Origin of the sequence: Bradyrhizobium sp. LTSP849 (genome assembly GCF_000938255.1) — a bacterium.
Classification (GTDB): Bacteria; Pseudomonadota; Alphaproteobacteria; order Rhizobiales; family Xanthobacteraceae; genus Bradyrhizobium.
In genome coordinates this window covers 120820-134678 of the sequence record NZ_JYMR01000016.1, presented here as the reverse complement: position 1 = coordinate 134678, position 13859 = coordinate 120820, and the positions used below count along the sequence as shown (strand labels likewise).

The following is a 13859-nucleotide window of genomic DNA, read 5'->3' as shown; positions in this document are numbered from 1 at the left end:
TGGCATCAAGGACCGCCTGATGCATCGGCCCAACAAGCATCATCCCGAACTGCCGCCGCGGCAGAAGCTGCGCAACAAACTAATCGCCAAGGTGCGCGCCGCCGTCGAGCGTCCGTACGCCGTGTTCAAGGAGCATTATGGTCTCCGGCGGATGCGCTTCTTCAACTTCGAGCGCAATCAGGTGCACATCGTGCTGGCCTGCTGCGCCTACAACCTACGGCGTGCGGCCGGCGCATTGGCCGCACAACGCCAGGAGTCCGTCTCCGCATGAAAAAACAGAGGACAACAGGGGATGAAATGAGCAAAATGCCGCTCACTGTAGCGGGCTGACATCAAAAAAGCCCGCGACGCACCTCAAGCGCCCGCTCGCCCCTCTGTGCAAAGCCCTCCTTGCGGGAGAGGGTGGCGCGAAGCGCCGGATGAGGGGTTTCTCTCCGCGAATTCAGATGTGAGAGGTTCGCTCGCGGAGACGACCCCTCACCCGTCTCGCCGCTACGCGGCGAGCCACCCTCTCCCACAAGGGGAGAGGGGAAGAGACCACCCGTGCGGCCTTCTCACACCCCGTAAGTCGAACCCTTCGGCAGCGGAAATACCGGGTCCTGTGTCCTGATGTTCGTCGGCCACACCACCGAGATGTGCTCGCCGGCGTTCTGCATCACCACCGGCGTCGAGCGTTCGTTCTGGCCGGAGAGCGGCGTGCCCGGCGGGAAGAATTTGACGCCATAGCCCTGGATGGTACCGCCGGCGGGGATGTCGACGTCGAGCGCTGCTTTGCGGATCGCCTCGGGCTCGAAGCTGCCGTATTTCTCCTTGGCGACCGGTAGCACGTTGTTGAGCAGCAACCAGGTCTGGTTGAAACCCATCGAGCAGTGCGGCGGCACGTCAGTGGCGCCGGTCTTGGCCTGGTAGCGCGTGACCATGGTTTTGGTCAGATCGCCGATGCCCGGCGCAAGCTTCGCCGGATCGAGCAATTGCGCGGGCACGGGATCGATGTTGCAGAAATTGTCGATGTCGGGTCCGAAGGTCGCGCGCAGCTTGTCGAGTTGGCTGTAGCCGGCGCCGGCTCCGAACAGCATCTTGAAGCGCAGGCCGCTCTCGCGCGCCTGGCGCAGGAAAAGCGTGATGTCGGGATTGTAGCCGGCATGCGAGATCACATCGACCTTGGCGCGCTTGAGCTTGGTGACGAGCACCGAGAGATCAGGCGCGGAGGCCGAATAGCCCTCGCGCAGGGCGATCTGGATGCCGGCTTGCTTGGCATAGGCCTCGTCGGCAGCCGCAACGCCAACGCCATAGGGGCCGTCCTCGTGGATCAGCGCGACCTTCACCTCGCCCGGCTCCATGCCGAGTTTTGTCTTCGCATGCTCGGCGATGAAGCCGGCGAAGGCCTGGCCATACTGGTCGGAGTGGATCTGCGCGCGAAACACATATTGCAGGTTCTTGTCCTTGAACACGGCGGTCGAGACCGCGGTCGTGATCCAGAGGATCTTCTTCTGCTGCTCGACTTTCGCGGCCATCGGCACCGCATGCGCGCTGGAGAACACACCTTCGATGATGTCGACCTTCTCCTGGCTGATCAGGCGCTCGGCCTCGTTGATCGCGACGTCGGCCTTGCTCTGGGAGTCGGCGGCGACGGGCGCCACCTTGTATTTGCCACCGATGCCGCCCTTCTCGTTGACGAGATCCATCGCGATCTGCGTTCCGACGGATGAGGCGACCGAGCCGCCGGCGGCAAACGGGCCTGTGAGATCGTAGATCACGCCGATACGCATCGTCTCGGCTTGGGCCTGTGCCCGGGTCCAATCAAGGCTGAGTGCAGCGGCGGCAGCCGCCGAGCTCTTCAGCAGCTGCCTGCGTGAAGTGGGCATCCTATCCTCCCTCAAAACCGTCTTATGATTGGTTGTTATTTTTTTACGAAGTATGGGGAGCGGGAAGGCGGAAAGTCAACATCGCCCAAGGTCGATACGCGCCGGCCGCGGGTCACAACGCATCTGCGAAAGACAACGAAAAGCCCACCGCTCCGCAAGGAGAGCGATGGGCTTGATGTCGGCGTAAGCTGATTACTGCGACAGCTTCACGAAGTTCGGAAACTTCAGCTTGCCTTCCGCGATCTTCTCGGGCCAGACCACGACCTGCTTGGAGTCCTGCCACTGGAAGACCAGGCCGGTCACGGTGCCGGGGCCGGACTTGATGCCGTGGGTGAACTCGTCATCCTTGCCGTAGAACTGGATCTGGCCGATCGTGCCTTCGAAGTTGGTCTTCTCCATCTCGGCGACCATCTTGTCGGGATCGGTCGAGCCGGCGCGCTTGATGGCGTCGGTGATGATGTAGACCTCGTCATAGGCGGTGTAGCCGGTATAGGCAGGCGGCATGCCGAACTTGGCTGCGAAGGCCGCCGCGAACGGCTTCGTCTTCGAGGTCACGGCGACGTCAGGCGTTGCTACTGCCAGCGAGGGCACGCCGTCGGCGGCGCCATTGGTGTCCTTCCAGAAGGTCGGGCTCAGCGCCTGCGCGCTGATGCCGAACATGGGGATCGGTACCTGCTGGTTCTTCCACTGCACCGTCGGCTGCACGCCGACATGCGAGATGCCGGTGACGATCACGTCGGGCTTCTTAGCCTCCATGTTGTTGAAGATCGGCGTGAAGTCGGTGGTATCAGGCGAGAAGCGCACATGCTCGACGACCTTCAGGCCGGCTTTGGGCAGGCAGGCCTCGTAGCCGATGTCGAGCGGCTTGGTCCAGGCGGCGTCCTCGCTCATGATCGCGACGGTCTTCATGTGCATCTTGTCGACAAGCAGATCCTTGGCCGCGTCGCAGACGATCTGGGCTTGGGCGGCCGAGGTCAGATAGCCGTGGAACGTGTACTTGTTCTTCTCGTAGTCGTTGTGGATTGCCTTGGTGATCTCGTTCGAGGCGGCACCTGGTGTGATCAGTGGCATCTTGAGACGCGCGGCCCAAGGCTCGAGCGCCAGTACGACCTCGCTGATATAGCTCGCGATCACGGCAGAGACTTTGTCCTCACTCACCGCGCGCTGGAACGCGCGCACCGAGTCCGCCGATGAGCTCTTGTTGTCATAGGTGACGATCTCGACCTTGCGGCCGAGGATGCCGCCCTTGGCATTGATCTCGTCGGCAGCGATCTGCGCGCCACCCGGCGTCGCCGCACCCGCGATCGACTGCACCTCGGCGATGATTCCGATCTTGATCGGATCGTTCGACTGCGCGTAGGCGGGAGCTGCGAGGCACAGCGCCAGCGCGGAGGTGAGGAAGCTGCTGCTCAAAATCGTTTGTGGTCGCATGGTCGTTTCCTTTTCCTTGTTTTGTTATTGATACGCGCGAACTAGAGAAAATCGGCGCCGGCCTCGGCGGCGAAGCGTCCGGGATCGCCCTCCCAGACGATCCGGGCATGTTCGAGCACATAGACGCGGTCGGCATGCGGCAGCGCGAAGGTGACGTTCTGCTCGCCGAGCAGCACCGTGATCGACGTGGTCTGCCGCAGCCTCGTGAGCGCCTTGGACAGGAGCTCGAGGATGACGGGGGCAAGCCCCAGCGTCGGCTCGTCCAGGATCAGGATCTGCGGCTGCATCATCAGCGCGCGGCCGATTGCGAGCATCTGCTGCTCGCCGCCGGAGAGCGTCTGTGCCATTTGGCCCTGCCGCTCTTTCAGGATCGGAAACAGCTCGAACAGCCAGGCGAGCTGCGCTGCGCGCTTATCGTCGGTCAAATGTTGTCCGCCGAGATCGAGATTTTCTCGCACGCTCATCTCGCCGAACAGCTCGCGCGATTCCGGGCACTGCACGATGCCGCTGCGAGCGATCTTCGCTGGACTCGTGCCGCGCAGCTTTTCGCCGCCGCGCGAGATCTCGCCGCTATAGGGCAGGAAGCCGGAGATGGTGTTGAACAGCGTGGTCTTACCGGCGCCGTTGAGCCCGACGATCGAGACGAACTCGCCCTCGTGGATGTGGATCGACACGTTCTCCAGCGCCTGCGCCTTGCCGTAATGAACGCTGACATTCTCCACTTGCAGCAGAGGCACCTTGTCCTTGAAGCTGTTCTCGGGCCGCGCATGAGTCTCGATCGCGCCGCCGAGATAGACCCTGCGCACCGTCTCGTTCTTCATGACGTCTTCGGCCTTGCCGGTGACGATCTCCTCGCCGAGATACATTGCGAGCACACGATCGACCAGCGCTGCGACGCTCTTGACGTTGTGGTCGACCAGCATCACCGCGCGGCCGTCATCGCGAAAGCTGCGGATCAGGTCGGAGAAGACGTCGACCTCGGCGCGCGTCAGGCCGGCGAAGGGCTCGTCCACCAGCACCACTTTTGGATCACGCGCGATAGCCTTGGCTAGTTCGAGCCGGCGCAGATCGGCAAACGGCAGCGTCGGTGGACGGCGGTTCATCACGGAGCCCAAGCCCACGCGGTCGGCGATCCATTTGGCACGCTCGAGCAGCGCCTTGTCCGGGAACAGCATGAACAGGCTGTCCGGCAGCAGCGCCACCATGATGTTCTCCAGCACCGTCTGCCGGTTCAGCGGCCGCGAGTGCTGGAACACCATGCCAAAGCCTTTGCGCGCGATCTTGTGCGCGGGCAGGCCGGCGACGTTCTCGCCCTCGAAGATCACCTCGCCGGCGGTCGGGCGCTCGATGCCCATCACGCTCTTCATCGCGGTCGACTTGCCTGAGCCGTTCGGCCCGATCAGGCCAAAGATCTCGCCGCTGTTGACCTCGAAGCCGAGGTTCTTCACCGCCGTCAATCCGCCGAAGCGTTTTGTCAGGCCGCGGACTTCGAGTACGGGTCGGTTTGTAAGCCTCTGATCCATTACGAGCGAGCCTCGCGCGAGAGGGCCGCTCCGAGGAAGCCGCCGGGGAAGAACAGCACGACGAGCAGCGCGACCGCCGAGACGATGAAGGTCGCGAGCTCGCCGGTCGGCCGCAAGAACTCGCCGGCGACGATCAGGAAGATCGCCCCTAACGCAGCCCCAAGCACGGTGCGCCGGCCGCCGAGCACGGCCGAGACGATGACGTTCACGCCAACCGCGACGTCGACGACGGTGCCGACCGAGGCGGTGCCGAAGTAGAACACCAGCAGCGCGCCGGACAGGCCTGAGAAGAACGCGCTGACGATGAAGGCGGCAAGCTTGTGCTTGACGATGTTGAAGCCGAGCGCGCCGGCCTGCACCGGGTCCTGGCCGCTTGCTTGCAGCACGAGGCCAACCGGGGATTGCGACAGGCCGTAGAGGATCGCCGCCGAGATCGTCATGAAGCCGAGCGCGATCCAGTAATTGACGCCGGCGTCAATCGAGATGACGTCGGGGATGGTCAGTCCGATCTCGCCGCCGGTAAGGTCTGCGAACACCACGATGAAGTTTTGCAGCATCAAGACCGCGACCAGCGTGGTCAGGCCGAAATACGGCCCGCGCACCCGCAGCGCCGGCAGCGCGAGCACGAGGCCTGCGACGACGGAGGCGAGCGCGCCGAGCACGATGCAGAGATAGACCGACCAGCCGAACTGGGCATTGAGGATGCCGGCGGTGTAGGCGCCGACACCGATCAGGAAGGTCGGGCCGAAATTGACCTCGCCGGCGAAGCCGAACAGCAGGTCCCAGGCCATCGCGAACACGCCGAAATAGAACGCGACCGTCAACAGGCCCAGCACGTAGCCAGAGACATAGAGCGGCAAGGTCGACGCGATCACGACCAGCGCAAGAGAGATGAAGAACAGGCGCGTCGTAAAGAAGCTCGCCATCTCAGCGCCTCCCCAGAAGGCCCTGGGGCCGGATGTACATCACGAACACGAGCAGCAGCAGCGCCGGAATGGTGCGGTAGGCCGGCGAGACCAGGTAGGCCGTCAGCGTCTCGAGATAGCCGACCACGAAGGCCGCGATCAGCGAGCCGGAGACGCTGCCGAGGCCGCCTAGCACCACGATCGAGAACGCGCTCGCGGTCAGAGGTCCGACGCTGTAGGAGCTGACGCCCAGAAACATGCCGAGCAGCACACCGGCAATGCCGGCGAGGATGCCGTAGATCGCCCACACCACGATGTAGATGTTGGTCAGCTCGAGGCCGAGCAGCGTCACACCGCGCGGGTTCATCGAGGCCGCCAGCACCGCCTTGCCGGTGCGGGTGCGATTCACCAGCAGCCACAGCAGCGCGATGACGAGGCAGCACACGATCGCGGTGAAGATCTCGTTCTTCGGCGTGCGGACGCCGAGCACGTCGACCACGCCCTCGACGATCGGCAGCACGGTCTTGGCGTTGTTGGTGAAGAAATAGGCGATCAGCTCCTGGATCATGATGCCCCACAAGAGCGTGCCGGTGAGGACGAAGATCTCCTTCTCCTCATTGGGGATGCGCCGGGAGTCCTGGATCGGCTTCACCACCGCGAAGTAGGTGGCAAAGGCGGCGAGGAGCGCGACCGCGACCCCGATCAGCGCGCCGGCATAGGTGCCGACATTGAAGATGCTGGCGGCGGCCCAGGCCGCCACCGCTGCCGCCACCATGATGGCACCGTGGGAGAGGTTGAGGACGCCGGAGACACCGAAGATCAACGTAAAGCCGGTGGCACCGAGGGCGTAGAGGGCGCTGATGGCGAAGCCATCAATCAGAATCTGGAAAGCTCGCATCTCAGATTGGCCAGAAAGTCTCGCTGGAGGAAGGTTCTGCGTACGACGCATGTGGAAGCTCCCGGGAGGTGGTCCCGGGAGCGTGTCCTGCTAGTTCGAGAGCTTGATGAAGCTCGGGAACTTGATGTCGACCTTGGCGACATCCTTGGGCCAGACCGCGCTCTGCTTGCCGTCCTGCCATTGCAGCATCAGCCCGGTGATCAGGCCCTTGCCGTATTTGATCGAGTGGGTGAAGGGATCGTCCTTGCCGTAGAACTGGACGCGGCCGATCGTGCCTTCCCAGTCGGTCTTCTCCAACGCATCGACCAGCTTGTCGGCGTCGGTCGAGCCGGCGCGTTTCACCGCGTCGGCGATGTAATAGACCTCGTCATAGGCGGTGTAGCCGGCATAGGACGGATAATTGCCGAACTTCTTCTTGAAGTTTTCGGCGAACGGCACCGACTTCGGTGTCACCGCGACGCCGGGGCCGGAGACGCCCTGGTAGAGCACGCCCTCGGCCGCCTGATTGGTGTCCTTGCCGAAGGTTTCGTTGGTGGCCTGCGAGGAGATGCCGAACATCGGAATCGGCACCTGCTGGTTCTTCCACTGCACCGTCGGCTGCACGCCGACATGGGAGATGCCGGTGATGATCACGTCGGGCTTCGATCCCTCGATCTTGTTGAAGATCGGCGTGAAGTCGGTGGTGTCAGGCGAGAAGCGGATGTGGTCGAGCACCTTCAGCCCGATCTTGGGCAGGCATTCCTCGTAACCGACATCGAGCGGCTTGGTCCAGGCGGCGTCCTCGCTCATGATGACGGCCGTCTTCATGTGCATCCTGTCGACGAGCAGATCTTTGGCGCCGTCACAGACCGAGAGCGCAAGTGCTGCCGAGGTCAGGTAGCCATGGAAGGTGTACTTGTTCTTCTCATAATCGGCGTGGACGCTCTTGCTGATCTCGTTGGAGGCCGCACCGGGCGTGACGAACGGCGTCTTCAGCCGCGAGGCCCAGGGCTCGAGCGCCAGCACCACTTCGCTGATATAGCTGGCGATGACCGCGTTAACCTTGTCCTCGTTCACCGCGCGCTGGAACGCGCGCACCGAGTCTGCCGAGGAGGAGTGGTTGTCGTAGCCGATGATCTCGATCTTGCGGCCGTCGACGCCGCCATTGGCATTGATCTCGTCGGCGGCGAGCTGCGCCGCCTGCGGGATCGATGCGCCGGCGATCGCCTGCGCTTCCGCGATCACGCCGATCCTGATCGGATCCGCCGCAAATGCCGCGCCCGATGCCATCATCAGTACGCCGGCCGCGGCCGTTCCCAGTGCTATTCGCAATGCACCAGAGAGTGCTTTATTCATGTTGTTCTCTCTCCCTTTAATAAGCCTCTTATGAGCTATTGGGCGCGACTATAACGGCGATGGCATTCTCGGCAAGTGAAACCGCATTCAGGATTGTGAGAGGGGACTAAAGTCTAGCGCTGCGTAAATTGCAGGCAGCGTTGGGTATTCCGGAAAATCAGGCATGCAGATTTCGTCGGCGGGCATGCGGGCGCATCGCAGGCACACAGCCAGCGGCTATTGATGACAGCGACGCCGATTCAACGCGCTCGCAGCAACGATCAGTCGCTCTGTCCTCGATCCGGAGATCGCCTAGCTTGAATAGCCCCGTTCCAGGGCTTGGCGCTGCCGGTGCCGATCCAGCGCCATGTTGACGAGGCGCGTCAGCAGCTCTCCATACGGCACGCCGGAGGCCTCCATCATCTTCGGATACATGCTGATCGACGTGAAGCCGGGCAGGGTGTTGACCTCGTTGAAATAGAACTGGCCGGTTTGCCGGTCGAGGAAAAAGTCGACGCGCGCGAGGCCACTGCATTCGAGCGCCGCAAACACCTGGGCCGCCAGTGACCGCACGCGCTCCATCTGCGCGGCGTCGAGCCTGGCCGGGAGATCAACCCGGGCGCCATCGGGATCGAGATATTTTGCCTCGTAGGAATAGAACTCGTGTTGGGAGTTGGGGTTCAGCTCGCTGGCGAGACTCACGAAGGGCGTCTCGCCCTCGAGCACCGCGACCTCGATTTCGCGCGCGTCGATGCCCTGTTCGATCAGCACCTTCACATCGTAGCGAAACGCATCGTCAAGCGCCGGTCCCAGCGCATCCCACGCCTTCACCTTGTGAATGCCGACGCTGGAGCCCATGTTGCACGGCTTGACGAAGACCGGGAGCGTCAAGCCCTCGATCGCTTTGGCGAGAGATGAGCTGCGATCCCCAATGAAGGCCTTGCGGGTGAGCACGCGATAGGGCGCGACCGGAATGCCGGCAAATTCGGCGAGCCGCTTCGCGATATCCTTGTCCATGCCGACGGCGGAGGCGAGGACGCCTGATCCGACATAGGCGACGTCGGTCAATTCCAGCAGGCCCTGCACGGCGCCGTCCTCGCAAAGGGGCCCATGCATGACCGGAAAGACGACATCGATCTCGATCGGATCGGCCACTCCTGCGGAAATTGGCGTGAGGACGCCGCGTCCGCTCGCGCCCCTCGCGAGCCGCATCTCGGGTGCATCAGCCAGGATCGGCAAGGACGTCGCGTGCGCCTGATCGATCGAACGAAGATCGTTCCACTGCCAGCGTCCGGCCTTGTCGATCGAGACCGGGATCACCTCGAAGCGCTCGCGGTCGAGATGATGGAGCACGGAGGCAGCCGATTTCAGCGAGACCTCATGCTCACCGGACCTGCCGCCATAGAGAACAACAACGCGAATTTTGTCAGTCAGCCATAGCTCAATTATCACGCGCCCGGTCCGCGAGTCACCTCTGTTGCGCCCAGCTCACGCATCGAGCAGACCATTAAAACAATCCGGCGCCGGCGAGGCACGCCGGCGCCGTGTCGTGGTCCGGCTTGCGCGCGTCAGCCCGGCCCCGCACCTTGCGTCGCCGTGTACACGGCGTAGAGCGACTGGCTCGCGGCCATGAACAGGCGGTTGCGCTTGGGGCCGCCGAAGCAGATGTTGCCGCACACTTCCGGCAGGCGAATACGGCCGAGCAGCTTGCCATCCGGCGACCATGTCGTCACGCCGTTGTAGCCGACCGCGCGGCCGGCATTGCTGGAGGCCCAGACATTGCCGTTGACGTCGCAGCGCACGCCGTCAGGCCCGCACTTCACGCCGTCGATCACGCAGTCGCTGAACTTCTTGGGGTTGGAGAGCTTGTTGTCGCTGCCAACGTCGAACACAAAGATCTCGCCATTGCCGCCGCGGCCAGTGTCGCCGGGGCCTTTGCCGGTAGAGACGACATAGAGCTTCTTGAAATCGGGCGAGAAGCACAGGCCGTTCGGATCGGGCACCTGATCCTCGGTGACGACGAGGTCGACGCGGCCAGAGGGGTCGATGCGATAGCAGTTGGTCGGCAGCTCGCGCTTGCCCGGTGTGAAGCCTGCCGGCTGTCCGATCCGCGGATTGAGCTTGCCGCCCGCATTGCTCGGTCCGCCCGCAGCGTCGGGCTCGCCTTCATAGAGCTGCCCGCCATAGGGCGGATCGGTGAACCAGTAGCTGCCGTCGGGATGCGCGACGACGTCGTTCGGCGAGTTCAGGCGCTTGCCGTTGTAATTGTCGCACAGCACGATGGCAGTGCCGTCATGCTCGTAGCGCGTCACCCGCCGGGTCAGATGTTCGCAGGAGAGCTGGCGGCCCTGGAAGTCGAACGAATTGCCGTTGGAGTTGTTGGAGGGCGCACGAAACACGCTGACGCGGCCGTCATCCTCGCTCCAGCGCATCTGCCGGTTATTGGGAATGTCGCTCCACAACAGATATCTTCCTTGCGCGCTCCACGCCGGACCTTCGGCCCAGAGCACGCCGGTGTAGAGCCGCTTGATCGCGGTGTTGGGCTGCGCCAGATCGTTGAAGGACGGATCGACCGCGAGGATGTCAGGGTCCCAGAAATAGGTGGTCGGCGCGCCGTTGGGGCCGAAGTCGCGCGGCGGGGTGGTGATCGTGGTCGGCGGCGCGGCAGGTCCCGTTTGGGCCAGCGCGGCGCCAGTTCCGGCCATGGTGGCCGCGGCCCCGAGCGCAAGCCCCTGGACTAGTGTTCGTCGTGAAAGCGCAGCATCCTGGTCACGCTGCTCGTGGTCACGAGCCTCCTGGCGTGTCATTCGCGTCCTCCCGGTCATGTTGGCTAGCCGGTTGATCCGGCCGAGCGGTGCGAAGGTTAGTCCGGTCCGCGATGGGTTGCGAGGGTTGGATTCGCATCCTTTGCGCGCGATGCCGGTGGAATATCGTAAATTCGTCGCAGGAATGTCCAAAACGGCGAGCGGTTTCCTGCTGGAAACTTGTGTATGTCGGTTCCACAGGTGTGAACGACTATTTGCTCGTCACAAAAAGATCTCACCAACTCGGCTTGCGGGCATTTTCAAGCCTTGATTTCGCACGCTTTGCTGCGCAGAAAACCGTTTGGGCCAAGGTCGGAGTTGAGTGTGGGCGTCGTCATCTTGATTGTGTTGCTTGGGATCGCGTTCGCGGCCGGCTATTTTATGCGCGATCTGATCTCCCGCAAACGACATGCGGAAGCCCGCCGCTGGCGTGGCTACGCGCAGCCGGATTGGGTCGCCGCCCCGCCCGCCAATACCAACGAGGTGACGGCCATCAACAAGATGCCGCCCCCGGTTCCGGCCACTGGCGAACTTGGCCTGATGCTGGATCGCTGGGAGAGCCGTGCCCGCTCCCGCCGCACGGGGTAGTCTGATAGACACCACAACTCGACCGTCATCCTGAGGTGCGCGCACTTGCGCGCCTCGAAGGATGCGCCGCAAGCTCCTGTCGCGCATCCTTCGAGGCTTCACCTTGCGATGCTGTTGCATCGCAAGGCTCGCACCTCCAGCGACAACCGCTTGGTTCCGCGGGGATGACGGCGGTGGGTGTGGCATGCGCGGGCTACAAGCGTTTGCGCTGCCATCGGGCAAAACACGCGACCGCTGGGTCAATCGACGCACGTCAAATATTCCACTTTACCGAAATTCTGATTTTCGTATGTACCGCCTGCCATGAGGTGCGCGCCCTGCGGCGCAGCCGCAGAGCAAGCCTCGAAGGGCGGCGGCCCGGCTGAAGCAGCTCGGCGGTTCATCCTTCGAGGCTCCTCGCGCGCTGCTTCGCATCGCACGCCTCGCACCTCAGGATGACGGGGCTGATATGCCGCGTGCCGCGCTGCTGGAGGCGCCACCCGCAACCAAGTCAGCCCCTCTGACCATCTTTTGGCGTTGCAGTTGCGCCCATTTCTCGTCTAGAAACGGTCCATCGAGCCTCTCGGCAACCAACCGTCAACGGTTTTGACCGAGGATTTGAGGGCTCAAAAGGGTCTGGCAATGCTGATTCGCGGCCAAATCGATGGGATTTCGGGGGAGGTGGCTCTGGCCGCCGCCACGATCCCGGCCGCGTTCCTGCCCACCCTCCTTATTGGCGAGCTCCTTCTTAGCTGCCCCTGAGGGCCGGCTGGGCGCACGCGCCTGGGCGCTCAGGGGTTGGTCGAGATCACCGCACACCTCAAGCGCCCAGCAAATAAACGGCGCAAAAGCTCAAAAGGAATTCGACAATGGCCCCCGTGAACAAGTCCGATAAGGACCGCGTCATCATTTTCGACACCACGCTGCGCGACGGCGAGCAGTGCCCCGGCGCCACCATGACCTTCGAGGAAAAGCTCGAGGTCGCCGAGATGCTGGACGATATGGGCGTCGACGTCATCGAAGCCGGCTTCCCGATCACCTCCGAAGGCGACTTCCAGGCGGTCAGCGAAATCGCCCGCCGCTCCAAGAACGCCGTCATCGCCGGCCTGTCCCGCGCGCACCCGGCCGATATCGACCGCTGCGCCGAGGCGGTGAAATTCGCAAAACGCGGCCGCGTCCACACCGTGATCGCGACCTCGCCGCTGCATATGCGGGTGAAGTTGAACAAGACCCCGGAGCAGGTGCTCGAGACCTCGGTTGCCATGGTCGCGCGCGCCCGCAACCAGATCGACGACGTCGAATGGTCGGCCGAGGACGGCACCCGCAGCGAGATGGATTATCTCTGCCGCATCGTCGAGGCCGTGATCAAGGCCGGTGCCACCACGGTTAACATTCCGGACACCGTCGGCTACACCACGCCCGACGAATACACCCACTTCATGAAGACGCTGATCGAGCGCGTGCCGAACTCGGACAAGGCCGTGTTCTCCGTGCATTGCCATAACGACCTCGGCATGGCGGTAGCGAATTCGCTGGCCGGCATCATCGGCGGCGCGCGCCAGGTCGAATGCACCATCAACGGCATCGGCGAGCGCGCCGGCAACGCCGCGCTCGAAGAGATCGTGATGGCGATCAACGTGCGCAACGATAAATTCCCCTTCTGGAACAAGATCGACACCACGCAGCTCACCCGCGCCTCGAAGGTGGTGTCGGCGGCGACCTCGTTCCCGGTGCAGTACAACAAGGCGATCGTCGGCCGGAACGCGTTCGCGCATGAGAGCGGCATCCATCAGGACGGCGTGCTGAAGGACGCCTCGACCTACGAGATCATGCGGCCCGAAATGGTCGGCCTGAAGCAGTCGTCGCTGGTGCTGGGAAAACATTCCGGCCGCCATGCCTTCGTGCACAAGCTCGAGGAGATGGGCTACAAGCTCGGCCCCAACCAGCTGGAAGATGCGTTCACGCGGATGAAGGCGCTCGCCGACCGCAAGAAGGACATCTACGATGAGGACATCGAGGCGCTGGTCGACGAGGAGATGGCCGCGTCGCACGACCGCATCAAGCTGACCTCGCTGACCGTGATCGCCGGCACCCATGGCCCGCAGCGCGCGACCATGAAGCTGGACGTCGACGGCCAGATCAAGATCGAGGAAGCCGAGGGCAACGGTCCGGTGGATGCCGTGTTCAACTGCATCAAGGCGCTGGTGCCGCATGAGGCCAAGCTCGACCTGTATCAGGTCCACGCCGTGACCCAGGGCACCGACGCGCAGGCCGAAGTCTCGGTCCGGCTCTCGCATGAGGGACGTGCGATGACGGCGCGCGCGGCGGATCCCGATACACTGGTGGCCTCGGCAAAGGCCTATCTCGGCGCGCTCAACAAGATCGTCATGAAGCGCCAGCGCGATACGGTGACGACGGCGGCGGCAAGCTGACGCTCAAAGCCCGTCATTCCGGGTTCGATTCCCCGGAATGACGGCGCCGAGAATAGCTGCCCTGCTAACGGCCAATAGCACGCGTGCGCGCCGGCCTGTATGGATGTGCCCGGCATGAGG

General features: G+C 63.3%; 11 protein-coding genes. 3 read left to right on the top strand and 8 right to left on the bottom strand.

Annotation, left to right across the window (positions count from 1 at the left end):
- Window positions 1-271, top strand: a 271-nt coding sequence (locus UB31_RS12445) for a transposase (protein WP_045009670.1), incomplete at its 5' end; no start/stop codon positions are given.
- 283 nt (window positions 272-554) lie between these two features.
- Here the strand turns inward: UB31_RS12445 and UB31_RS12440 are convergent.
- The 8 genes from UB31_RS12440 to UB31_RS12405 all read right to left on the bottom strand — a co-directional run bounded on the left by UB31_RS12440 (window position 555) and on the right by UB31_RS12405 (window position 10743).
- Window positions 555-1865 (bottom strand): ABC transporter substrate-binding protein, encoded by a 1311-nt coding sequence (locus UB31_RS12440; RefSeq protein WP_044999898.1) that lies wholly within the window; start codon window positions 1863-1865, stop codon window positions 555-557.
- 192 nt (window positions 1866-2057) lie between these two features.
- The gene (locus UB31_RS12435) at window positions 2058-3296 is read right to left on the bottom strand and encodes an ABC transporter substrate-binding protein (protein ID WP_044999897.1); all 1239 of its coding nucleotides are present in this window, start codon (window positions 3294-3296) and stop codon (window positions 2058-2060) included.
- A gap of 41 nt (window positions 3297-3337) precedes the next feature.
- Window positions 3338-4819 (bottom strand): ATP-binding cassette domain-containing protein, encoded by a 1482-nt coding sequence (locus UB31_RS12430; RefSeq protein ID WP_045011030.1) that lies wholly within the window; start codon window positions 4817-4819, stop codon window positions 3338-3340.
- Window positions 4819-5745, bottom strand: a complete 927-nt coding sequence (locus UB31_RS12425) for a branched-chain amino acid ABC transporter permease (RefSeq protein WP_044999895.1) — start codon at window positions 5743-5745, stop codon at window positions 4819-4821. The genes UB31_RS12430 and UB31_RS12425 overlap by 1 nt, the downstream gene beginning before the upstream one ends.
- Window position 5746: 1 nt before the next feature.
- Window positions 5747-6622 carry a branched-chain amino acid ABC transporter permease gene (locus UB31_RS12420; protein ID WP_044999894.1) on the bottom strand — a complete coding sequence of 292 codons (876 nt, stop codon included), beginning with the start codon at window positions 6620-6622 and terminating at the stop codon, window positions 5747-5749.
- A 90-nt stretch (window positions 6623-6712) separates the two neighbouring features.
- On the bottom strand, window positions 6713-7957 hold the full coding sequence (locus UB31_RS12415; RefSeq protein ID WP_044999893.1) for an ABC transporter substrate-binding protein: 1245 nt from the start codon (window positions 7955-7957) through the stop codon (window positions 6713-6715).
- Window positions 7958-8248: 291 nt separating this feature from the next.
- The gene (locus UB31_RS12410) at window positions 8249-9388 is read right to left on the bottom strand and encodes a D-alanine--D-alanine ligase family protein (protein WP_245305981.1); all 1140 of its coding nucleotides are present in this window, start codon (window positions 9386-9388) and stop codon (window positions 8249-8251) included.
- A 116-nt stretch (window positions 9389-9504) separates the two neighbouring features.
- Window positions 9505-10743, bottom strand: coding sequence for an SMP-30/gluconolactonase/LRE family protein (locus UB31_RS12405; protein ID WP_044999891.1), 1239 nt, complete (start codon window positions 10741-10743; stop codon window positions 9505-9507).
- Window positions 10744-11121: 378 nt separating this feature from the next.
- Here UB31_RS12405 and UB31_RS12400 point away from each other — a divergent pair, with 378 nt between their 5' ends.
- Together UB31_RS12400 and UB31_RS12395 are read left to right on the top strand one after the other, a co-directional pair.
- Complete coding sequence (locus tag UB31_RS12400; RefSeq protein WP_044999933.1) at window positions 11122-11328, top strand: hypothetical protein; 207 nt, start codon at window positions 11122-11124, stop codon at window positions 11326-11328.
- An 848-nt stretch (window positions 11329-12176) separates the two neighbouring features.
- On the top strand, window positions 12177-13739 hold the full coding sequence (locus UB31_RS12395; RefSeq protein WP_044999890.1) for a 2-isopropylmalate synthase: 1563 nt from the start codon (window positions 12177-12179) through the stop codon (window positions 13737-13739).
- Window positions 13740-13859 lie beyond the last annotated feature (120 nt).

Excerpts from the sequence above, each read along its gene's own strand:
- UB31_RS12440 (WP_044999898.1), bottom strand. The coding sequence starts at position 1,865 with ATGCCCACTTCACGCAGGCAGCTGCTGAAGAGCTCGGCGGCTGCCGCC.
- UB31_RS12435 (WP_044999897.1), bottom strand. The coding sequence starts at position 3,296 with ATGCGACCACAAACGATTTTGAGCAGCAGCTTCCTCACCTCCGCGCTG.
- UB31_RS12430 (WP_045011030.1), bottom strand. The coding sequence starts at position 4,819 with ATGGATCAGAGGCTTACAAACCGACCCGTACTCGAAGTCCGCGGCCTG.
- UB31_RS12425 (WP_044999895.1), bottom strand. The coding sequence starts at position 5,745 with ATGGCGAGCTTCTTTACGACGCGCCTGTTCTTCATCTCTCTTGCGCTG.
- UB31_RS12420 (WP_044999894.1), bottom strand. The coding sequence starts at position 6,622 with ATGCGAGCTTTCCAGATTCTGATTGATGGCTTCGCCATCAGCGCCCTC.
- UB31_RS12415 (WP_044999893.1), bottom strand. The coding sequence starts at position 7,957 with ATGAATAAAGCACTCTCTGGTGCATTGCGAATAGCACTGGGAACGGCC.
- UB31_RS12405 (WP_044999891.1), bottom strand. The coding sequence starts at position 10,743 with ATGACACGCCAGGAGGCTCGTGACCACGAGCAGCGTGACCAGGATGCT.
- UB31_RS12400 (WP_044999933.1), top strand. The coding sequence starts at position 11,122 with ATGCGCGATCTGATCTCCCGCAAACGACATGCGGAAGCCCGCCGCTGG.
- UB31_RS12395 (WP_044999890.1), top strand. The coding sequence starts at position 12,177 with ATGGCCCCCGTGAACAAGTCCGATAAGGACCGCGTCATCATTTTCGAC.